General features: G+C 64.2%; 16 protein-coding genes. 15 read left to right on the top strand and 1 reads right to left on the bottom strand.

All coding sequences use genetic code 11. The features are described from left to right. Nucleotides 1-16: 16 nt before the first annotated feature. Nucleotides 17-568, bottom strand: a complete 552-nt coding sequence (locus AC07SU_RS09065) for an RNA polymerase sigma factor (protein WP_176995456.1) — start codon at nt 566-568, stop codon at nt 17-19. A 487-nt stretch (nt 569-1,055) separates the two neighbouring features. Here AC07SU_RS09065 and AC07SU_RS09070 point away from each other — a divergent pair, with 487 nt between their 5' ends. The 15 genes from AC07SU_RS09070 to tssM all read left to right on the top strand — a co-directional run bounded on the left by AC07SU_RS09070 (nt 1,056) and on the right by tssM (nt 22,674). Next, on the top strand, nt 1,056-1,991 hold the full coding sequence (locus AC07SU_RS09070) for an anti-sigma factor family protein (RefSeq protein WP_494996851.1): 936 nt from the start codon (nt 1,056-1,058) through the stop codon (nt 1,989-1,991). 51 nt (nt 1,992-2,042) lie between these two features. Continuing rightward, nucleotides 2,043-3,077, top strand: coding sequence for a catalase family peroxidase (locus AC07SU_RS09075; protein WP_494996852.1), 1,035 nt, complete (start codon nt 2,043-2,045; stop codon nt 3,075-3,077). Between the two features lie 78 nt (nt 3,078-3,155). After that, on the top strand, nt 3,156-4,193 hold the full coding sequence (gene tssA / locus AC07SU_RS09080; RefSeq protein ID WP_494996853.1) for a type VI secretion system protein TssA: 1,038 nt from the start codon (nt 3,156-3,158) through the stop codon (nt 4,191-4,193). A gap of 40 nt (nt 4,194-4,233) precedes the next feature. Then, complete coding sequence (gene tssB, locus AC07SU_RS09085; RefSeq protein WP_176995459.1) at nt 4,234-4,734, top strand: type VI secretion system contractile sheath small subunit; 501 nt, start codon at nt 4,234-4,236, stop codon at nt 4,732-4,734. A gap of 78 nt (nt 4,735-4,812) precedes the next feature. Then, the gene (gene tssC / locus AC07SU_RS09090) at nt 4,813-6,312 is read left to right on the top strand and encodes a type VI secretion system contractile sheath large subunit (RefSeq protein ID WP_494996854.1); all 1,500 of its coding nucleotides are present in this window, start codon (nt 4,813-4,815) and stop codon (nt 6,310-6,312) included. 21 nt (nt 6,313-6,333) lie between these two features. Continuing rightward, entirely contained in the window at nt 6,334-6,816 is a 483-nt protein-coding gene (locus AC07SU_RS09095) for an Hcp family type VI secretion system effector (protein WP_176995461.1), read from the top strand. Nucleotides 6,817-6,985: 169 nt separating this feature from the next. After that, nucleotides 6,986-7,504, top strand: a complete 519-nt coding sequence (gene tssE, locus AC07SU_RS09100; RefSeq protein ID WP_176995462.1) for a type VI secretion system baseplate subunit TssE — start codon at nt 6,986-6,988, stop codon at nt 7,502-7,504. Further along, entirely contained in the window at nt 7,501-9,378 is a 1,878-nt protein-coding gene (gene tssF / locus AC07SU_RS09105) for a type VI secretion system baseplate subunit TssF (protein WP_494996855.1), read from the top strand. Before tssE ends, tssF begins: the two co-directional genes overlap by 4 nt. Then, entirely contained in the window at nt 9,363-10,376 is a 1,014-nt protein-coding gene (gene tssG, locus AC07SU_RS09110; RefSeq protein WP_218172596.1) for a type VI secretion system baseplate subunit TssG, read from the top strand. The genes tssF and tssG overlap by 16 nt, the downstream gene beginning before the upstream one ends. Next, nucleotides 10,369-13,005, top strand: a complete 2,637-nt coding sequence (gene tssH, locus AC07SU_RS09115) for a type VI secretion system ATPase TssH (RefSeq protein ID WP_494996856.1) — start codon at nt 10,369-10,371, stop codon at nt 13,003-13,005. Before tssG ends, tssH begins: the two co-directional genes overlap by 8 nt. Nucleotides 13,006-13,011: 6 nt before the next feature. Continuing rightward, a complete protein-coding gene (locus AC07SU_RS09120; protein ID WP_494996857.1) occupies nt 13,012-14,973 on the top strand; it encodes a type VI secretion system Vgr family protein in 1,962 nt (653 codons plus the stop codon). An 18-nt stretch (nt 14,974-14,991) separates the two neighbouring features. After that, entirely contained in the window at nt 14,992-16,383 is a 1,392-nt protein-coding gene (gene tagH / locus AC07SU_RS09125) for a type VI secretion system-associated FHA domain protein TagH (protein WP_494996858.1), read from the top strand. Between the two features lie 91 nt (nt 16,384-16,474). After that, nucleotides 16,475-17,806: a type VI secretion system baseplate subunit TssK gene (gene tssK, locus AC07SU_RS09130; protein WP_494996859.1), complete on the top strand. Its 1,332-nt coding sequence runs from the start codon at nt 16,475-16,477 to the stop codon at nt 17,804-17,806. A gap of 15 nt (nt 17,807-17,821) precedes the next feature. Then, nucleotides 17,822-19,108 (top strand): type IVB secretion system protein IcmH/DotU, encoded by a 1,287-nt coding sequence (icmH, locus tag AC07SU_RS09135; protein ID WP_494996860.1) that lies wholly within the window; start codon nt 17,822-17,824, stop codon nt 19,106-19,108. A 2-nt stretch (nt 19,109-19,110) separates the two neighbouring features. Beyond that, entirely contained in the window at nt 19,111-22,674 is a 3,564-nt protein-coding gene (gene tssM, locus AC07SU_RS09140; protein ID WP_494996861.1) for a type VI secretion system membrane subunit TssM, read from the top strand. Nucleotides 22,675-22,676: the final 2 nt, after the last annotated feature.

Below are 22,676 nucleotides of genomic sequence, written 5' to 3' on the forward strand. Positions count from 1 at the left end.
CCGGCCTAGAGCGGTTTCAGGAGGTTGACGAATTGGCGGGCCGAGCGCGCAAAGGTTTGCTTTTTGGCGAATCAAAAAGCGCGCCGATCGCTTGACGCGCCCGCGACAGCCGGCTCATCACTGTACCGATCGGCAGGTCGAGCATCTCGGCAGCCTCCTTGTAGCTGAAGCGCTCCACGCCCACCAGCAGCATGACTTCGCGCTGGCCGTCGGGGAGTTTTTCTACGGCTTCGATGATCTGCCGGTGCATCAGGTCCGACTCCGGGTTGGGCGCCTCGGGGTCACTGACGGTTTCGAGGAATTCGTCGTTCCAGTCCATGCGCGAACGGCTGCGCACCTTGCGTGAACGCAGTTCGTTGATCCAGGTGGAGTGGACAATCGAAAACATCCAGCTCAGTACCGAAGTGTCGGGCTGCAGCTGATGGGAGCGTTCCAGCGCACGCACGCAGGCGAGCTGAACCAGGTCTTCGGCATCGTGCTTGTCGCCGGAAATGCGCAACGCGAATGCCCACAGGCGTGGCAGCAGTTCTGGAAGCAGTGCGGGTAAGTCAGCACCGGTGATCGACATATTTCCTCTTTTTATTTCTTGATGCCTAAAATGGTGCGGTCAGGCTACGAGGTCGATACCGTAGCGGATGCCTGTGTCGCGGCGTCCTTTTTGCGGTGCTGGGGCTCCTTTGATGACGGCGAATTGTATCAAGTCGTTAACAAAATGTATCAGTTTGGCAGGGTATTGAAAGGTTATTGACAGCTTATGCAGGTACCAGGCCAAACATTCTGACAATCGTGTCAGGAAAAATACCCCTACACATGGTGAAACATATAAGATTTATTCGGCCCTGGGAATATTTTCAGTTCCAGGGTGTTTTCTTAATGTCTTTGTACGTGTCGCCGAGTGTTTTTGCGGCTGCTTTTAGAAAGTGTTCTGGCCTGTTGCCAGGGCAGGATTGATGTCAATATGATGGCTTGTCGCTACCCGCTGACTCGCCGCTTCGGCCCATAAGGCCGAGAACCACCTAGCAGAAACTGATGATGACAAACGGAGAGATAACCCCATGGTAGCGGATGATGCCTTGCTAATGGCCTATGTTGACGGCGAGCTTTCGTCGCAGCAGAACCAGGAGCTTGAGCGGCTGATCGATGCGTCGCCGGACCTGGCTGAGCGCGTCTCTCGGTTGATGGCTTCGTGCCTGCCTTATGAAGAAGCCTTCGCCCGCCAGAACCTGCCGCCTGTGCCCGAGAGCCTCAAGCTCAGTATCGCGGCCCTGGCTGCCCAGCATTCGACGGCGGCCGAACCCGAGGTGGCGCCTGCCCAACGCGCGGCAGCCCATCCGTCCGGTAAAGCAGACAGCGTTTTCTCGCGCCTGTTCGCGTTCCTCCAACCTAAATTTGCGTGGCCGGCCCTGACATTCGTTGCCGGTGCTGCCTGCTATGCCCTGGTGCTCCAGGTTGGTGCATTCAACGGTGCCCTCAAGCCCGGTTTTGATGCAAGCGCGCCGGCCGTTGCCCAGACCTCTCCCTGGGTTCAGCAGGCCGCCGCCTACCAGCATCTCTACACCCGCGAAACCGTCGCCTACGGCGCACAGCCCTCGGATGTGGTCACCAAGACCCTCGCCGATATCCGTGACATCGACGGCCTGGCCCTGCGCGTGCCCGACCTGAGTTCCGCCGGACTGACCTTCAAGCGCGTGCAACGCCTGCGCTTCAACAACAAGGCCTTGATCCAGCTGGTGTACCTGCCGGCCAATGGCGCGCCGGTGGCGTTGTGCGTGATGAAGGAGCCCAAACCGGACCAGTCCATCACCCAGCAAAGCGTCGCGCAGATGAACGTAGTAACCTGGCGCCAGTCTGAACTGGGCTACGCGCTGATCGGCGAGCCCGAACAAGGTGTAGACCTCAACGCCGTTGCCCGACTTGTCGCCGACCGAAGTGCGGCCCAGCTGTTTGCTGCTGTGCCTGCACCGATGTGGATCGCCGCTATCCAGAAATAACCGCTCTGGGGTCGGGCATGGGTTCCCAATGCTGCGATCCCAGATAGCTAGATGAAAACAACCTTCTCGCTGCAAAAACGTCATTACCTGCCCCTCGCCCTTGCTGCCGTGGTGGTCACAGGCCTCGTCGCCTGGCTGCTGCCGTCGTTCCATCCTGCGTCCCCCACAGCCGTGCAAATCGTCGATGAGATGGAAGCCGTGGCGGGCGGCACCCACCCCGGGTTTCGTCGCAACCATGCCAAGGGCCAGTGCATCAGCGGCCATTTTGAAAGTAGCGGTAATGCGGTAGAGATTTCCAGCGCGTCCTTGTTACAACGTGGCAGCTTCCCGTTGATCGGCCGCTTGTCGGCGGCCGGGGGCGACCCGGCCCAGGCCGACGTGCACGGCATGATCCGCAGCATGGCCCTGCGCCTGGCCGACGCGGAAGGCGAGGCGTGGTACATGGCGATGAACTCCGTGCCGGTGTTCCCGGTGAATACCCCCGAAGGCCTCTACGAACAGCTGCGCGCCTCGATGCCGGAGTACGGCGGCAGCGGCCCCGACCCGCAAAAGATGCAGGCCTTCAAAAACAGCCACCCCGAAATCCGCCCGTTCGAAAACTGGCTGGCCTCCCACCCGGAGGCGTCGGGGTTTGATAACTCCACGTTCTACAGTGTCAATGCCTTTCGCATGACCGACGCCAGCGGCCGGGTGCACTTCGTGCGCTGGAGCATGGTGCCAGAGACGCCTTACACGCCCATGACAGCCGGGCAGTCCCGCGACCCGGACTTCCTCGCCTTCGGTTTCGCCACCCGGCTGGAGCAAGGCCCGGTGCGCTGGCACCTGATCATCACCCTGGCCAACCCCGGCGATGTGACCACCGACGCCACCGTGCGCTGGCCGGAAGGGCGCCGCCAGATCAATGCCGGCACCCTCGTCATCGACCGCCAGCAGTCCCAGGTGGAGGGCGCCTGCCGCGATGTGGACTTCAACCCGCTGGAACTACCGGCCGGCATCGGCCCTTCGGATGACCCGCTGCTGACGGCCCGCGAAGCCGCGTATGCCGAGTCCCACCGGCGGCGCGTCGAGGAAGAAAGCGCGCATTAAGAATTTTTCTCGCCGCGCGGAATAAATCATTTCCCTCGCTTGTTCTATTCCCAGAACAACTTGAACGAGGGAAGTACGATGGGCCTGCCCACCGAAGCTCAACCACTGGATTTCACCGCGCTGGCCTTGCCATTGAGCGAGGCCGACGCCTGTGGCCAGAACTTCGAATACGACCCCCAGTTTCTCGAGCTGGAAGAAGAAGCCCTCGGCAAGCCCGAAGTGCAGTACGGCGACACCATCACCCAGGCCATCGAGCCGAGCTGGAAACGGGTGATGGCCCTCGCGCTGCCGCTGATGGAGCGCAGCCGCGACTTGCGCCTGGCCATCTGGCTGACCCGCGCCCAACTCAACCTCAACGGTATTGTCGGCCTCGCCGCAGGCCTGGCGCTGGTGCAGGCCCTGCTGGAAAACTGCTGGGACGGCCTGCATCCACAGCTCGATCCCGACGACGACAACGACCCGCTGCTGCGCATCAACATTCTTGCGTTCCTGTGCGAGCCCACCGGCCTGCTGCGCGACGTGCTGGATGCGCCGCTGGTCAGCGCCCGCAGCCTGGGCAGCGTGAGCCTGCGGCAGGTGGAGGCCGCCACCGGTGAGCAAAGTGACGGCGAGAACGCCAACCTGGCGATCATCGACGGCGCGTTTGCCGAAGCCGACCCCCAGAACCTGAGCGCCACTGAGGCGGCCCTGGCGCAAGCCTTGAAGCACAGCGTGCAGATCGAGCAGCTGCTCACCGAGAAGGTCGGCGTGGGCCGTGCCATCGACCTGAGTGGCCTGGCGACGCTGTTGCGGCGCGCCGGCGAGGTGATCCGTCGCCGTCTGCCCGGTGTTGCCCCCATCGAAGCCGCACCGGTCGTCACTGCCACGGCGCCCATCGCTGTCGCTGCGCCGCAAGCCGTGCGCGGTGAGATCAACAGCCGCGAAGACGCACGCCAGACCATCGACCGCCTGTGCACCTATTTCCAGACCTTTGAACCCGCGAGCCCGGTGCCGATTCTGCTGCAACGGGCCAAGAAGCTGATCGACAAGAATTTCATGGAATTGCTGCAAGACCTCGCACCTGATGGTCTCGCGCAACTGGCGCTGGTCAGCGGTATTCGCAACAGCGACGACTGACCCTTTTAGTACTCACCCCCCACTCACCGGAGCTATTCCTGTGGCCAAAGAAAGCAGTCAGAAGTTCATCGCTCGCAACCGGGCGCCACGTGTGCAGATCGAATACGACGTGGAGATCTACGGGGCGGAAAAGACCGTGCAGTTGCCCTTCGTCATGGGCGTGTTCTCGGACCTCTCCGGCAAACCGGCAGAGCCCCTGCCACCGGTGGCCGAGCGCAAGTTCCTGGAAGTCGACATCGACAACTTCGACGAGCGCCTCAAGTCCATGAAGCCGCGCGTGGCGTTCCAGGTGCCCAACACCCTGACCGGTGAAGGCAACCTGCCGGTGGAGATCACCTTCGAATCGATGGACGACTTCACCCCGGCCGCCATCGCCAGCAAGGTGCCGAGCCTCAACCAATTGCTGACGGCCCGCAGCCAACTGTCGAACCTGTTGACCTACATGGACGGCAAGGTGGGCGCCGAGGAATTGCTGGCCAAGCTGCTCAGCGATCCGACCGTGATGCAAGCCTTGAGCAGTGCACCCAAACAACCTGAATAACTGAAAAAACGTTAACGCCGCCGGTGCCCTGTTTGCCCCGGTACGGGGACGCTTTGCCCAAAATTTGAGGATGCCTTCATGTCCACGACCCAATCTGAACAGCCAGGGCAGCTTGCCCCCACCACGGCGTTCGACGCCGGCGACTTCGCCAGCCTGCTGCAAAAAGAGTTCAAGCCCAAGACCGACAAGGCCAAGGAAGCGGTGGAAACCGCCGTGCGCACCCTGGCTGAACAGGCGTTGCAAGGCACGCAGCTGATGCCCAACGACGTGCTCGGCACCATCGAAGGCCTGATCGCCGCCCTCGACCAGAAGCTCACCGAACAGGTCAATCACATCCTGCACCACGAGGAATTCCAGGGCGTGGAAAGCGCCTGGCGCGGCCTGCATTACCTGGTCAACAACACCGAGACCGACGAGACCCTGAAGATCCGGGTGATGAACATTTCCAAGAACGAAGTGCACAAGACCCTGCGCAAGTTCAAGGGTGTGGCCTGGGACCAGAGCCCGATCTTCAAGAAGCTGTACGAAGAGGAATACGGCCAGTTCGGCGGCGAGCCGTACGGTGCATTTGTCGCCGACTACTACTTCAACAACAGCGCGCCGGACGTGGAACTGCTGACCCAGATGGCCCGCGTCAGCGCGGCGGCCCACTGCCCGTTGATCACGGCGGCCGACCCCAGCGTGATGCTGATGGAATCGTGGCAGGAACTGGCCAACCCACGGGATCTGACCAAGATCTTCCAGACCCCCGAGCACGCCGCCTGGCGCAGCTTCCGCGCCAGTGAAGACTCGCGTTACGTGGGCCTGGCCATGCCGCGCTTCCTGTCCCGTGCGCCCTACGGTGCCAAGACCAACCCGGTGGAAGCCTTCGATTTCGAAGAGACCACCGACAGCGCCGGCGCCAAGGACTTCACCTGGGCCAACGCCGCGTATGCCATGGCGGTGAACATCAACCGTTCGTTCAAGCACTACGGCTGGTGCTCGCAGATCCGTGGCATCGAATCCGGCGGGGTGGTGGAAGGGCTGCCGGTGCACACCTTCCCGACCGATGACGGTGGCGTCGACATGACCTGCCCGACCGAAATCGCCATCAGCGACCGCCGCGAAGCCGAGCTGGCCAAGAACGGTTTCATGCCGCTGGTGCACAAGAAGAACAGCGACCTGGCTGCCTTCATCGGCGCGCAATCGATGCACAAACCCGCCGAATACGACGACCCGGACGCCACCGCCAACGCCAACCTGGCCGCGCGCCTGCCGTACCTGTTCGCCACCTGCCGGTTCGCCCATTACTTGAAGTGCATCGTGCGCGACAAGATCGGCTCGTTCAAGGAACGCGACGACATGCAGGTGTGGCTCAACAACTGGATCGGCCGCTACGTGGAGCACAACCCGGCCACCGCCACCGACGCCGACAAGGCCCGCAAACCCCTGGCCGGCGCCGAAGTGGTGGTGGAAGAAATCGAAGGCAACCCCGGCTACTACGGCGCCAAGTTCTTCCTGCGCCCGCACTACCAGCTCGAAGGCCTGACCGTGTCCTTGCGCCTGGTCTCCAAGCTGCCGTCCACCAAATCCAACTGATCAACCTGAAAGGTAACCAACATGATCCTGCTCAACTTCAAAGGCACCCAAATCAAGGGCACTTCCACCGTCGACGCGCACAAGGACTGGATCACCATCGACGCCATCCAGATGGGCGTGGGCCGTGCGATCTCCATCAGCGGCGGCGGCACCGACCGTGACACCAGCAACCCGTCGTTCTCGGAAATCTCCCTGACCAAGGCCACCGACCTGGCCTCGGCCGACCTGTTCATGCAGGCGGTGTGCGGCAAAAGCCTGGGCGATGCCGAGATCCACTTCATCCAGACCGGCGGCCCGGACAAGAAGCAACAGGTGTTCCTCAAGCTGATCCTCGGCCAGGCCATCATCAGCTCCTACTCCGCCAGCAGTAATGGCGAACGCCCGAGCGAAACCTTCTCCATCAACTTCACCACCATCAGCTACGAGTACGACTCCTTCACCGGCGACACCGTGATCACCGGCACGCCGAAGAAGTGGGACCTGGAGAAGAACCAGAAGATCTGACTCAGGCTCTGGAAAAGGCTCTGTAGTGAGCGGGCTTGCCCCGCGCTGGGTGGCGAAGCCGCCCCAAACCCATTCGCTTCGGTCTGTCTGAAACGCCACGGCGTCCTTGATTGGTACGGTGTTGGCGCTGGCGCGGGGCGAGCCCGCTCACTACAGGAAACGTAATTCCATGGCAGAGCTGACCAGTCGTGAACGTTTGCAACCGTCGTTGCTCGATCGCTTGAGCGACGACGACACCGAGCATGCCGTGGAGCCGCGTGACAAGCGTGTGCTGTCCATGCGCGGCCTGCGCAAGGCGGTGTTGCGTGACCTGGGGTGGCTGCTCAACAGCACCAGCCTGGGCAGTTTCCGCGACCTCAGCGCACACCCGCTGGCGGTTCAGTCGGTGATCAATTTTGGTTTGCCGGACCTTGCCGGCAAGACCGCCGCAGGTTTGGACCGGGAAGAGCTGGGGCGGCGCATCCGCCAGGCGATCTGGGATTTCGAACCGCGGATTTTACGTGACAGCGTCCGCGTGGTGCCGGTGGCGCCCTCGGGGGCGGCGGCCAGTCCTAACCAGATGGCCTTTGAAATTCATGGCGAGTTGTGGGGCCAACCGTTGCCCGAGCGCCTGTACCTGAAGACCGAACTCGACCTGGAAGCAGGCGAGGCCCGGGTCTTCGATATCGAGACAAGGGACGTGCGGTGAACGCCAAACTGCTGCGCTATTACGAACGTGAACTGGCCCACCTGCGGGAAGTCGGCGGTGAATTCGCTCGCGACTACCCCAAGGTCGCCGGCCGCCTCGGGCTGGAAACCTACGCCTGCGCCGACCCCTATGTGGAACGCTTGCTGGAGGGCTTCAGCTTCCTCGCGGCCCGGGTGCAGTTAAAGATCGACGCCGAATTCCCACGCTTTACCAACCACCTGCTGGAGCTGGTGTATCCGCAATACCTGGCGCCCACGCCGTCGATGGCCGTGGTGCAGCTGCAGCCGGACATGAGCGAAGGCAGCCTCGCCGCCGGGTTCACGGTGCCGCGTGACAGTGCGTTGCACAGCCAGTTGGGCAAGGGCGACCAGACCGCCTGCGAATTCCGCACTGCCCATGACGTGACCCTGTGGCCGGTCGAACTGGTCGAGGCGCGCTACTTTGCCTGCGGCGTGCAAGTGGCCGGGGTCGACCTGTCGCGCCTCGGCGGGGTCAAGGCGGCGCTGCGTCTGCGTTTGCGCGTGGGCGCCGGGCTGACCTTCAGCGACCTGGCCCTGGACGACCTGGCGCTGCACATTCGTGGCGGCGAAGCCATGCCCTCGCGCATCCTCGAACACCTGCTGGCCCAGGCGGCGGGAGTGCTGGTGATGCCGGTGCAGGAGCATGTGGACTGGCACCAGTTCCTGCCCAAAAGCGCGATTCGCAGCAAAGGCTACAGCGACAGCGAAGCCTTGCTGCCCACGGGCCCGCGCTCGTTCCAGGGCTATCGGCTGCTGCAGGAATACTTCGCCATGCCTCAGCGCTTCATGTTTGCCGACATCGTCGGGCTGGCCAACAGCGTGAGCCGTTGCGCGGCGGAACAGCTGGACGTGATCGTGCTGTTCAAGAAGCTCGACCCGGTGCTGGAACAGAGCCTCAGCGCGGCCAATTTCGGCCTGTACTGCACGCCGGCAATCAACCTGTTCCCGATGCGCACCGAGCGTGTGCACCTGTCGGACCAACAGTCGGAATACCACGTGATCCCGGACCGCACGCGGCCGATGGATTACGAGATCTACCAGATCGAAGGCGTCACCGGTTACGGCAGCGGCGCCGAGGCCAGCCAGACGTTCGAATCGTTCTACCGTGCCAACGACCTGCACGCGCGCACGCCACCGAAGGCCTTTTACCAGGTGCGCCGCGACACCCGGGTGCTGTCCGAGCAGCAACGGCGCCAGGGACCGCGCTCCAGCTACATCGGCAGTGAGTTGTTCCTGTCGTTGGTGGACGCCCAGGAAGCGCCGCACCGCAGCGACCTGCGCCAATTGGGCATCGACACCCTGTGCAGCAACCGCGACCTGGTGTTGAGCATGCCGGTGGGCAGCGGCCGTACCGACTTCACGGTCGAGAGTGGCGCGCCGGTGCAGTCGGTGCGTTGCGTGGCCGGGCCGACGGTGCCGGCGGCGTCGTTTGCCGAAGGGGAAACCGCGTGGCGGTTGGTCAGCCATTTGTCCCTCAACTATTTGTCGCTGCTGGACCAGGACAAGGAGCAGGGCGCCACCGCCTTGCGTGACCTGCTGCGCCTGTATTGCCGCATCGACGATGAAGCCGCGCACAAACAGATCGAAGGCCTGCGTTCCGTCACCGCCGAGAGCATCGTGCGGCGTCTGCCACTGCCGGGGCCGATCACCTACGGGCGCGGCCTGCAAATAGGTGTGACCCTGGATGAGTCGGCCTTCGAAGGCGCCGGGGTGTTTGTGCTGGGCTCGGTGCTGGAGCAGTTTTTCGCCAAGTACGTATCACTCAATTCGTTCACTGAAACGGTGATCAAGAGCACGGCACGCGGCGTGATCATGCAGTGGCCGGCGCGGGTGGGCAGATGCGAGATCCTTTGAGCCTGCTCAGCGCCCTTGAGGCGCACCCTGGGCGCTTTGACTTCTACGGCGCGCTGCGCCAACTCGAATGCGCGTTCCCGCAATTGCCGCGTATTGGCCAGGCTGCGCGCCCGGCGGATGAGCCCGTGCGCTTCGGCCAGCAACCGTCGCTGGCGTTCGAACCGGCGATGATCGCCGCGCTCAAGCCGGGCGTTACACCCAAGTTGCTGCTGAATTTTTTCGGCCTGATGGGCGCCAACGGCCCGTTGCCGATCCACCTCACCGAATACATCCGCGACCGCCAGCGCAACCTGAATGACCCGACCCTGGCCGCGTTCTGCGACGTGTTCCACCACCGCATGATCAGCCTGTTCTACCGCGCCTGGGCCAGTGCCCAGCCGGCGGTGAGCCTGGACCGTCCGGGGGCGGACCGTTTCGCCCAGTACCTGGGTTCATTGATCGGCATCGGCCAGGCGTCGTTGCTTAACCGCAATGCCGTGCCGGACGTGGCCAAGCTGCATTTTGCCGGGCGCCTCGGGCCGCAGACGCGCAACGCCGAGGGCTTGGCGGCGTTGCTCAGCGATTACCTGGGTGTGCCGGTGCAGGTCGAGCAGTTTGTCGGCCACTGGATGACCTTGCCCGCCGACGGGCTGTGCGCGCTGCGCAGCGGCCCCGACGCCGCCGTGCTCGGCCAGACCACGGTGATGGGCAAGAAAGTCTGGAACACCCAGCACAAATTCCGCCTGCTGATCGGCCCGCTGGACCTCGCGCAAACCCGTCGCCTGCTGCCCGGTGGCGACAGCCTGCAGCGCGTGCAGGACTGGGTGCGCCAGTACGTCGGCCTGGCGATGGACTGGGACGTCAACCTGATCGTCAAGAAAGAACAGCTGCCGGGCCTGCGCCTGGGGTCTGCGCCCCTGGGCTGGACCAGTTGGCTGAGCAGCAAAGCCCCCCAACACGATGATCGGCAATTGCTGATCAACCCTCGCATTTCTTCTCAAGGACCTGCCCATGGCTGATATCAGTCGCGTCGCGCTTTTCGGCAAACTCAACAGCCTGTGCTACCGGGCCATCGAAAGCAGCACCGTGTTCTGCAAGATGCGCGGCAACCCCTATGTGGAGCTGGTGCACTGGTTGCAGCAGATCCTGCAACTCACCGATTCGGACTTGCTCCGGCTGGTGCGCCATTACGGCATCGACCCGGCGGTATTGGCCCGCGACCTGACCGCCGCGCTGGACCGTCTGCCCCGTGGCTCGACCTCGGTCACCGACCTGTCTTCCCAGGTGGAAGAGGCGGTCGAACGCGCCTGGGTCTACGCGACCCTGATGCTCGGCGAGTCCCAGGTGCGTTCCGGGCATTTGCTGCTGGCGCTGCTGAAAACCCCGAGCCTGCGTAATGGGTTGTATGGCGTGTCCCGGGAGTTCAATAAGGTTGGCATTGATGATTTGAGCGAACAGTTTGGCGCGTTGCTCAACGACTCACCCGAAGCGCAGATGGCTGCCAGCGACGGTTATCAGCTGCCGGGTGAAGACCTCGGCGCCGTGGCGCCCAGCAAGCGGGAAGCCTTGCAGCGTTTTACCGTCGACCTCACCGAACAGGCGCGCAGCAGCAAGATGGACCCCATCGTCGGACGGGACGAAGAGATTCGCCAGGTCATCGACATCCTCATGCGCCGTCGCCAGAACAACCCGATCCTCGTTGGCGAGGCCGGGGTCGGCAAGACCGCCGTGGTCGAAGGTTTTGCCCAGCGTATTGCCCGGGGTGACGTACCGCCTAGCCTCAAGGACGTGCAGTTGCTCGCCCTGGACGTGGGCCTGTTGCAAGCCGGCGCAAGCATGAAAGGCGAGTTCGAACAGCGCCTGCGCTCGGTGATCGACGAAGTGCAGGCCAGCGTCAAACCCATCGTGCTGTTTATCGATGAAACCCACACCCTGGTGGGCGCGGGTGGTGCGGCCGGCACCGGTGATGCGGCTAACCTGCTCAAGCCGGCGCTGGCCCGTGGCACCTTGCGCACCGTCGGCGCGACCACCTTTGCCGAGTACAAGAAGCACATCGAAAAAGACCCGGCGCTGACCCGGCGTTTCCAGACCGTGCAGGTTGACGAACCCGATGAAGCCCGTGCCTTGCTGATGCTGCGCGGCATTGCCGAAACCATGCAGAACCACCACCAGGTGCACATCCTGGACTCGGCGCTGGAAGCCGCGGTGCGCTTGTCCAACCGCTATATCCCGGCACGCCAGTTGCCGGACAAGGCCGTCAGCCTGATCGACACCGCCTGTGCCCGCGTGGCCATCAGCCTGCACGCCACGCCCGCCGAGGTGGACGACAGCCGTCGGCGCATTGAATCCCTGGAAACCGAACTGGCAATTATCGAGCGTGAAACCGCGATTGGCGTGGAAACCGCCAGCCGTCGCGCCTCGGTCGAGGCCTTGCTGGCCAGCGAACGTGAACGCCTGGATGAGGTGGAAGGGCGCTGGGATAACGAACTGGCGCTGGTGGAGCAGATCCAGCGCCTGCGCAGCCAGTTGGTCGATGCCGCCGATCGTGAAACCGGCTTGATCGAGTTGCGCCAGTTGCAGGACGAATTGGTCGCGCAACAGGGCGAACACCCGCTGGTGCTGATCAGCGTCGACGAACAGGCCGTGGCGTCGGTGGTGCAGGACTGGACCGGCATCCCCGTGGGCCGCATGGTCAAGAACGAAATCGACAACGTGCTGCGCCTGGCCGAGCGCCTGGGCCAACGCATCATCGGCCAGAGCCATGCACTGGAGATGATCGCACGGCGTATCCAGACCTCCCGCGCTGGCCTCGATAACCCGGGCAAGCCGGTGGGTGTGTTCATGCTCGCCGGCACTTCCGGCGTGGGCAAGACCGAGACCGCCCTGGCCCTGGCCGAGTCGCTGTATGGCGGCGAGCAGAACGTGATCACCATCAACATGAGCGAGTACCAGGAAGCCCACACCGTCTCCACCTTGAAGGGCGCGCCACCCGGCTACGTGGGCTATGGCGAGGGCGGCGTACTGACCGAAGCGGTGCGGCGCAAGCCTTACAGCGTGGTGCTGCTGGACGAAGTGGAGAAGGCTCACCCGGACGTGCATGAGCTGTTTTTCCAGGTGTTCGACAAGGGCTGGATGGAGGACGGGGAGGGCCGGATCATCGACTTCAAGAACACCCTGATCCTGCTCACCACCAACGCCGGCACTCAGTTGATCAGCCGCCTGTGTCGCGATCCGAAGACCATGCCCGCGCCGGATGACATCGCCAAGGCCCTGCGCGAGCCGTTGCTGGAAGTGTTCCCACCGGCCTTGCTCGGCCGCTTGGTGGTGATTCCGTATTACCCGCTGAGCGACGCCTTGCTCGGTAGCATCATCCGTCTGCAATTGGGGCGCATCGAAAAACGCATCGCCGACAACCACAAGATCCCGTTCACCTACAGCGACGACGTGGTGCACCTGATCGCCAGCCGCTGCACTGAGCTGGAAAGCGGCGGGCGCATGATCGACGCGATCCTCACCAACTCGATGCTGCCGGCGATCAGCACCGAATTCCTCAACCGCCTGCTGCTGGGTACACCGGCGACCCACGTGCAGGTCAGCGTGGAGGCGGGCGAGTTTGCCTATGCCTTTACGGCCGAGGCCGCGAGGTAAGCCCCGATGGCAACGACCCAGACCCATCGCGAGATCCAGGTGACCAGCGTCCTCGGCCCCGACGTGCTGCTGTTTCGGCGCATGCAGGCGAGCGAAGGCTTGTCCCGGCTCAGCGAATACCACGTGGAGCTGTACAGCGAGCGCGCCGACCTGAACATCGACGACCTGCTGGCCACCCAGATGACCGTCGCCGTGGACCTGCCCAAGGGCGGCAGCCGCTATTTCAGCGGGCATGTCAGCCACTTCTCGTTCAGCACGCGCCAGGGCCGCTACGCCACCTACAAGGCGGTGTTGCGCCCGTGGTTGTGGTTCCTGACGCTGACCAGCGACTGCCGGATCTTCCAGGAACTGAGCGTGCCGGACATCCTCAAGCAGGTGTTCGCGCCCTACAGCATTGCCGACGTCGACACCTCGGGCCTCAGCGGCAGCTACAAGCCGCTGACTTATTGCGTGCAGTACCGCGAAAGCGATTTCAACTTCGTCAGCCGCCTGATGGAACAGGAGGGCATCTACTACTACTTCAAGAGCGCGGCGGGGCGTCACACCCTGGTGCTGGCGGACTCCTATGGCGCGCACTCACCGGCGCCGGGGTACGCGCAGATCCGCTTCATGCCCGCCGAAGACCACGCCATGCGCGAAAGCGAAGTGATCTACGACTGGCGCATGGGCGGCGACGTAGAGCCGGGCGGCTATACGCTGCAAGACTTCGACTTCGAAAAGCCCAGCGCCAACCTGCTGGCCAAGTCCACCCTGGCCGGCAGTTACCCGCAGTCGCGCCACGAGCGCTATGACTACCCGGGCAAGTACACCGAGCGCAAACAGGGTGAAACCTATGCGCGCACCTTGATTGAGTCGCTTCACACCGGCACCCAGCGCGTGACCGGCGCGACCCGTGCCCGTGGCCTGTTTCCCGGCGCTCTGCTGACCCTGACCGAACACCCGCGCAGCGAACAGAACGCGCAGTTCCTGTTGCTGGAAGCACGCTATGCGCTGTCGTCGGACACCTACGAGCCCACCCCACCCGCCGACCCCGCGCCAGTGCTGAGCTGTGAGTTTGTCGCGCTGTCACGCCAACAGCAGTTCCGTGCGCCCTGTATGTCGCGCAAGCCGCTGATGCACGGCCCGCAGACCGCCATGGTGGTGGGCAAGCAGGGTGAAGAAATCTGGACCGACAAGTACGGGCGCATCAAGGTGCAGTTCCACTGGGACCGCGAAGGCAAGCGCGACGAAAACAGCTCGTGCTGGATTCGCGTGGCGCAGAGCTGGGCGGGCAAGCGCTGGGGCGCGCTGTACACGCCGCGCATCGGCCAGGAAGTGGTGGTGAGTTTTCTGGAAGGTGATCCCGACCAGCCGCTGGTCACGGGCAGCGTCTACAACGCCGACACGATGCCGCCGTATTCACTGCCGGAAAACGCCACGCGTTCGACCCTCAAGAGCAACTCGTCCAAGGGCGGCGGGGGCTACAACGAGCTGCGTTTCGAAGACAAAAAGGGTTCGGAACAAGTGTTCCTGCACGCGCAGAAAAACCTCGACCAGCGCGTGCTCAAGGACTCCCTGGACTGGGTCGGCGGCGACCGCCATTCCAGGATCGACCAGGACCTGCGCGAGAAGGTCGGCGGCGACCGGCATTCGTCGGTGGGCGGCCATCGCAATGAGAAAGCCACGGGCGACGTGTCGATGGCGGCTGGCGCCAACATGATCATCAACGGTGGCATGAAGACCGGCATCACCGCTGGCATGGACACCTACATCAAGGGCGGCATGAACGTGGTGATCGAGGCCGGGGCGACCATCACGCTCAAGGTCGGCTCGACCTTCCTGACCCTCACGCCGGCAATGATCGTCGCCTCGACCATCCCGCTGCCACTGCCCGAAGCCGCCTCGGCGGCGCAAGCCCTGGCCCTCACGGCCGCCACCGGACCGGCTGGCGTGCCGTTGCCGCCCAAGGAGGCCGACGATGGCAAGTAACTCACTCTGGAGCCCGCTATGAACCTGATCCTGCTGGTTAAAAGCTACCGCGACCAACCCATGCCCGGCGACGTGATCTGCCGTTTCACCGAAGTGGGCGGCGCCATTGGCCGTGGGCCGGACAACGACCTGACCCTGGATGACCCGGGCAAATACATCTCCCGGGTGCATGCGCGCATCGACCTGCGCGGCGAGCAGTTCTACCTCACCGACACCGGCAGCAACCCGAGCCTGGTCAACGAACGGCCGCTGGGCAATGGCCGCGAGCGTGTGCTGGAGGAGGGTGATCGGTTGGTGATCGGTGACTACGCGTTGCTCGTGCGGCTGGAGCAACCCCAGGCGCCGGAACCCGAAGACGACGCCCTGGCCACGCGCATCCTGCCGCCGCTGTTCGTGCCGCCACAGCCGCCTGTGGCCGTCGAATTGCCGCCGTTGGAAGTGCCGCAGGCGCTGGTGCGCGACCCGGAGGTGGTGGTGCCGGTGCTGTTGCACGATGACCTGGCGGGTGCGCGGATTTTGGAAGGCCACTCGCTGTTCGACGGGGCGATGCCGCTGTCGGACCCGCTGGGTTTGAACCCATCGCTGACCCCGGTGTTTCGCGGCACCGAGAGCGACCATGTGGCGCCGCAACTGCAGGCGTTCAACCCGCCAATCTGGCAGGCCGAGCCCCAGGTGATCCCGGAGGATTACGACCCTCTATTCGGCCTCTCCACATCCCCCCCTGTAGGAGCCGGCTTGCCGGCGATGGCGGTCTCTGAACAGGAAGTAATGCCTGAGCAAATCGTTGCCCCTGAGACCATCGCCGGCAAGCCGGCTCCTACAGGGGACAGTGCAATCCTTGAGGCACTGCTTTTGGGTTTGGGTCTTCCCGACCTGCACACCACCCGTACGCCCACGGAACTCGCCCAACTGGTGGGTGAAATGCTGCGCGCCGCCACGGGCGGCACCATGGATGTGCTGATGGCGCGTGCGTTGACCAAGCGCGAAAGCCACATCGACATGACCATGATCGGCGCCTATTCCAACAACCCGCTCAAGTTCTTTCCCGACGCCGACAGCGCGCTGACGCAGATGCTCAACAGCGATTCACCGGCCTACATGCGCCCGGTCAAGGCGCTGAATGCCTCGTTCGACGACCTCAAGGCCCACGAGCTGGCGGTAATCGCCGGCATGCGTGCGGCGCTGGGCGCGGTGGTGCAGCGCTTCGACCCGGCCCGGGTCGAGCAGCGGCGCACCACCCACGGCGCGCTCGACAAGTGGATGCCGGCGCGGCGCAAGGCGCTTCTGTGGGACCGCCTGGTGGAACGCTACGAAGACCTGGCGCGGGACGCCGACGAAGACCTGCAACGCCTGTTCGGCGAGCTGTTTTCCAAGGCCTACGAAGAACAAGTCGCCCGCATGCGCTCCTGAAAACACCCGGCCCCTGTAGGAGCCGGCTTGCCGGCGAAAATCGTTAACGATAACGCGATGCAGCATGCTCGCTCCGCGATGAGAAGAATGTATGTCCTGGAACAACAAAGTCGTCTGGTCCGAAGGCATGCTCCTGCAGCCTCAGCACCTGCAGCAGCATGACCGTTTTCTGCAAACCCAACTCGAAGCCCGGGTCGCCACCTTGCGCGCCTACGGCTGGGGTTTTTCCAAACTGGAAATCGACCCGCAGCAGTTGGCGATGGGCAAGCTGTCGTTGCTCTCGTACAGCGGTGTATTGCCCGACGGCACACCCGTGGGCCTGCCGTTTGACGATGAAATGCCGCTGCCCCTGGAGATCCCCGACGACGCCCGTGACCTTAAAGTGGTGCTGGCTTTGCCGAGCCTGCGCCCGGGCGTGTCGGAGGTCGACGACAACCCCAGCTTTGAAAATTTCGCCCGCCATCGCAGCAGCGAATACGAGGCCTGGGACAGCAATGGCCTGGACAGCAGCGCGCTGATGAGCATCGGCAAGCTGCGCCTGCGTTTGGCGTTCGAAGGCGATGTGGCCGACACCCATAGTGTGTTGGGCATCGCCCATGTGGTGGAAAAGCGCGCCGACAAAAGTGTGCTGCTCGACCGCGATTATTGCCCGCCGTGCCTGGATATTCGTGCCGCCGAACGCCTGCGCGCGTTCAACGATGAGTTGCTGGGCCTGGTGCAGCAACGGGTCGAAGCCCTGGCGTCGCGCCTGACCCGCCCGGACGGCAGCGGCGCGGCGGAAATCGCCGACTTCCTGCTGTTGCAGGTGCTCAACCGCAGCGTGCCCCTGGTGCGGCACCTGTCGGCGATGACGGGGTTGCACCCCGAACAGCTGTACCGCGACTTGGCATCCCTGGCCGGTGAGTTGGCGACCTTTACCCGCGATGACAAGCGTGCCGCCAGTTACCCGGTGTATCGCCATGGCGCCCTGGCGGAAACCTTCGCCCCGGTGATGCTCGACCTGCGCCGCGCGCTGTCAGCGGTGATGGATGTGCGCGCCATCGCGATCCCGCTGGAAGAACGGCAGTACGGGATTCGCGTGGCGGTGCTGCCCGATCAGGAACTGCTGCGCTCGGCGACCTTCATCCTGACGGTGCAGGCGCAGATGTCGGCCGAAAGCGTGCGCAACGGTTTCCCGCCGCAGGTGAAGATCGGCTCGGTGGAAAAGATCCGCGACCTGGTCAACCTGCAACTGCCGGGCATCGGCCTGCGCCCCTTGCCGGTGGCGCCACGACAGCTGCCGTTCCACGCCGGCTTCACCTATTTCGAACTCGATCGCAGCAGCGAATATTGGCAATTGCTCAGCCAGTCGGCGGGTTTTGCCATGCACATCGCCGGGGTGTTCCCGGGGCTGGAGATGCAGTTCTGGGCCATCCGCAACTAAGGCAAGGTGACTGACGTGAACGACACTTTTGAAGGCGGCCAGGACCCGGACCGCACCTTGCTGATCCCTACCCCCGGCGGGCGCCGGGCCACACCGTCGCCAACCACGGCCGCGCCGGTGCAACGCGCCGCGCCTGTGCTGCACGGCCAGGGCCTCAACCCACTGGTGCGTGCGGCCAACCCGCTGCTGGACCTGGTGGTGCCGTTGCGCACCCTGACGGCGATGCCGGACATGGAAAGCCTGCGCCAGCGCCTGATCCAGGCGGTTCAGGCTTTTGAAGCCCAGGCCCGTGCGAGCCAGGTGGATGTGGAAACCGTGGCCGCTGCGCGTTATGCGTTGTGCACGTTGGTGGATGAGACCATCGCCAGTACGCCCTGGGGCGCGGGGGTGTGGGGCAGCCGCAGCCTGTTGGTGACGTTCCACAATGAGGCGTGGGGTGGCGAGAAATTCTTCATGATTCTGCAGCGCCTCAGCCAGGACCCGCGCACTCATATTGATGTGCTGGAGTTGATGTACCTGTGCATGGCCCTGGGCCTGGAGGGGCGCTACCGGGTGCTGGAGCGTGGCCTGGATCAGTTGGGCCTGTTGCGCGAGCGCCTGTTGCAACTGATCAATCAGCAACGCGGCCAGCAGGAACAGGACCTGTCACCGCGCTGGCGTGGCGCCGAGGCCCCGCAGGCATCAATGCTGCGTCGTGTGCCGTTGTGGGTGCTGGCGTCGGTGGCGGCCGTGCTGTTGTTGAGTGTGCAGTTGACCTACAGCTGGTTGCTCAACCGTGCGTCCGACCCGGTGTTTGCCCAGTTGGGTTCGATTCGTGTGGCTTCGCCGCTGAAAGTGGCGGTACCCGTGGCGCCAGCGCCGGTGCGCCTGGCCGGGTTCCTCGCGCCGGAAGTGGCCCAAGGGCTGGTGGCGGTGAAAGACAGTGCCGATCGCTCGGTCATCACCTTGCGCGGCGACGGTGTGTTTGCCTCCGGCAGTGCCGAAGTGTCGAGCAACTTCGACGGGCTGCTCGCACGCATTGGCGACGCCCTGGCCACGGTGCCGGGGGATGTGGTGGTGGTTGGGCATACCGACAACGTGCGGCCTTCGGCGACGTCGCGGTTGGGGTCGAACTTCGACCTGTCCCAGGCGCGGGCCAAGACCGTGGCGCGTTTGCTCGCCCAGCGTGCCGGGCCAGCCGAGCGTTACCGCAGCGAGGGCCGTGGCGAAACCGAGCCGCTGGTGCCCAATGATTCGGCGGCCAACCGTGCGCGTAACCGCCGCGTCGATATCACCGTGTTGATCCCTTCCCAGGCGCAATAACCATGAATTTTTCTTCGTTTTTCTCATTGTTATGGTCCCCGGTGGAGCGCTTTATTCTGTGGCTGCTCAAGCCGTGGTTGCTGTCGCTGATCGGCGTGGCGCTGCTGTCCTTGCTGGTGTGGTACGAAGGCCCGTTGCTGGCGTTCAACGGCAGCGAGCCGCTGGCGCCGGAGTCACGTCGTTGGGGGTTGATCGCGCTGTTTGTGCTGATTTGGCTGGGTTACTTTGCCTGGCGCCTGTGGCGTGCCTGGCGGGCCAATCGTGGCCTGATGGCCGGCGTGGCCGAGGCGCCGGTGGTGGCGCCCGGTGTGCGTGAAACCCAGGCCGAAGTGGCTGAGCTGGGCGAGCGCATGCGCTCGGCCATGGCGGTGCTGCGCAAGGCCAACCCGGGCTGGAAGATGAGCGGGCAGTACCTGTACCAACTGCCGTGGTACATGTTTGTCGGCGCGCCGGGCAGCGGCAAGACCACCGCGCTGACCCACTCCGGCCTGCAGTTTCCCCTGCGCGAAGCCATGGGCAGTGGCGCCATCGGCGGCGTGGGCGGTACGCGGCATTGCGACTGGTGGTTCACCGACGAAGCCGTGTTGCTCGACACCGCCGGGCGCTACACCACCCAGGACAGCTACACCGAGGTGGACAAGGCGGCCTGGGGCGGCTTTCTCGACCTGCTGAAAAAGTACCGTCGCCAGCGCCCGGTCAACGGTGTGATCGTGGCCTTGAGTGTCAGCGACTTGCTGCAACAGACCGACGCCCAGCGTCAGGCCCAGGCCGTGGCGATCCGCGCGCGCATCAACGAGCTGTATGAGCGCCTGGGCCTGCGGTTTCCGGTGTACGTGATCATCACCAAGTGCGATTTGCTGGCGGGCTTCTCGGAGTTTTTCGAAACCTTCGGCCGCGACGAGCGTGCACAGGTGTGGGGGGTGACCTTTCCCTTGCCCCAGCCACCGCAGCCCGACACCGGGTTGGCGTCGTTCCCGGGCGAGTTCGATGCGTTGGAACGTCAGTTGCAGCGGCGGGTACTGGAGCGGTTGCAGCAGGAGCGCGACCTGTCGCGACGTGCCTTGCTCTATAGCTTCCCGCAACAATTTGCCAGCCTGGGCGATGGCCTGACGCGCTTTCTCAACACGGTGTTTGAAACCAACCGCTACCAGGAGCCGGCGCTGCTGCGTGGGGTGTACTTCACCAGCGGCACCCAGGAAGGCAGCCCGATTGACCGCGTGCTGACTTCGCTGGCGGCCTCGTTCGGCCTGGGCCGCAAGGTGCTGGCGCCGAATGTGGCCAGCGGGCGCAGCTATTTCATCACGCGGTTGCTGCGCGAGGTGATCTTCAAGGAGGCCGGGCTTGCCGGGGTCAATCATCAAGAGGAGCGGCGTCGGCGCTTGCTTGGCCGCGCCGGGCGTATCACGGCGGCGGCAGTGTTCGTGTTGCTGCTGGCGGCGATGACCATCAGCTACAACCGCAACCTGCAATTGATCGCCGATGCGTCTGGCGCCGCCAACAACGTCGCGCAATTGGCCGCTGCATTACCGGCCGAGGGCGATGTGCTGGTGACGTTGCCGTTGCTCAATGCCGCGCGCAATTTACCCAGTGGCTACGGCGACGCCGACAACAGCGTGCCGCTGCTCAGCCGCATGGGCCTGTATCAGGGCAACAAGCTGGGCGCAGGGGCGATCACCCTGTACCGCCGCCTGCTGCGCAGTACGTTGCTGCCGCACATCGTCGCCAACATGGAAAACGCGTTGCGCCGGGGCGATGCGAGCAACCAGGAGTTTCTGTATGAAACCCTGCGCGCCTACCTGATGCTGGGCGAGCGGCAGTTCTTCGATGCGCCGTCGGTGCAGGCCTGGGTCGATGTGGACTGGCGCCGCGAACTGCCCCAGGCCACACCCGCGCAGTTGCAGCAACTGTCGGATCACGTGGCGGCGTTGCTGGAGGCCGATGACGAAGCCGAACCGGTGCAGCTCGACAGTGCATTGATCGCCAAGGTGCGCCTGGCGCTGGCGAGCATGCCGTTGTCCCAGCGCATCTATAACCGGGTCAAGCGCCAGGTGGATCAGCAGCATCTGCCGGAGTTGAGCGTCAACAGCGCGGTGGGGCGGGACGTATCGTCGCTGTTTACCCGCGCCAGTGGTGAGCCGTTGTCTCGTGGGGTCAGCGGCGTGTACCGGATCGCCGGTTACCGTGAGCTGACCGACAAGACCCCACAAGCCGTGGCTGACATGGCCAAGGACAGCTGGGTGCTGGACCGTCAGGAGTCGGCGCAGATCGCCGGCGGCAACCCGGCGATGCAGGCGGCGGTGCTGGAGTTGTATTACGCCGACTACATCCGCCAGTGGGACACCTTTCTCGCGGATGTGCACCTGGTGCCGTTGACCGGCCTCGGCCAGGCGTCCCAGGTCAGCAACGCGCTGTCTGCCAGCGACTCGCCGCTGCGTGCGTTGCTGCAGGCCGTGTCCAGGGAAACCACCCTGGAAGGCGCCCTGACTTCGGCCACCGCCAAGGACACCGACCAGCGCGTGCGTGACAAGATCGCGGCGGCTACCCAGAAACTGCAATCGGCGTTGGGCGGCGACAGCCAGGCACCGGTCGCGGACGCTTCGGCCAACCCGGTGGACCAGCATTTTGCCGCGTTGCATCGTTTGGTCGGAACCGGCACCGGGCCGCAGCCATTGGATGACGTGCTGGCCTCGCTGAAAGACGCCGGGCAGTTTTTCGACAGCGCCGATGCGGCCCGCCGCAGTGCTGCGCCGGCACCGTCCAACGAAGTGCTGGGGCGCTTGAAGCGTTCGGGCGACACCCAGCCGGCGCCTTTGTCGACCTTGCTGCGCGATGTGGAGGCCGGTGGCACCGCGCTCACCCTGGGCAATGAAAAGGCCCGCTTGAACGCGCTGTGGGAGGCCACGGGCGCGCCGTTCTGCCGCGTGGCGATTGAGGGGCGCTACCCGCTGGTGCGCAGTTCCGGGCGTGATGCCACTGCCGATGACTTTGGCAAGTTCTTCGGCCCCGGTGGCTTGATGGATGACTTTTTCAGCAAGAACCTGGCGGCTTATGTCGACATGAGCGGCAGCCAGTGGCGCTGGCGCTCCAGCGGAGTGACGCCGCTGAATATCTCCCAGGATGTGCTCAACCAGTTCCAGCGTGGCGCCAAGCTGCGCGACATGTTCTTCGTGGCGGGGGCGCGCCAGCCGTCGATGCGTTTTGATCTCAAGGCCCTGGGGGCTGATCCGGCGTTGACCAAAGTGACCCTGGACATCGATGGCCAGCCGGTGGTGTACGACACCGGCACTTCGCCGGACTTCACCAGCATCTCCCTGCCCAGCGGCAAGTCTGGCGGGTTGGTGCGCCTGGACACCACGCCGGCGCTGGTCAACCCGTTGCGCAGTGACGGCCCGTGGGGTTGGCTGCGCATGATGGACAAGGCGGCGGTCAGCGCCCAGGGCGAGCAATTGCAATTGACCTTCACCGTGGAGGGCCACCGCGTGGCGTACCAGTTGCGCGCCAGCAGTGTGATCAACCCGTTCCGCCGCGACGGTTCAGAGTCGTTCCATTGCCCCAGCAGTTTTTAAGG

The sequence above is a fragment of the Pseudomonas sp. GW821-FHT05H12 genome (assembly GCF_059419385.1).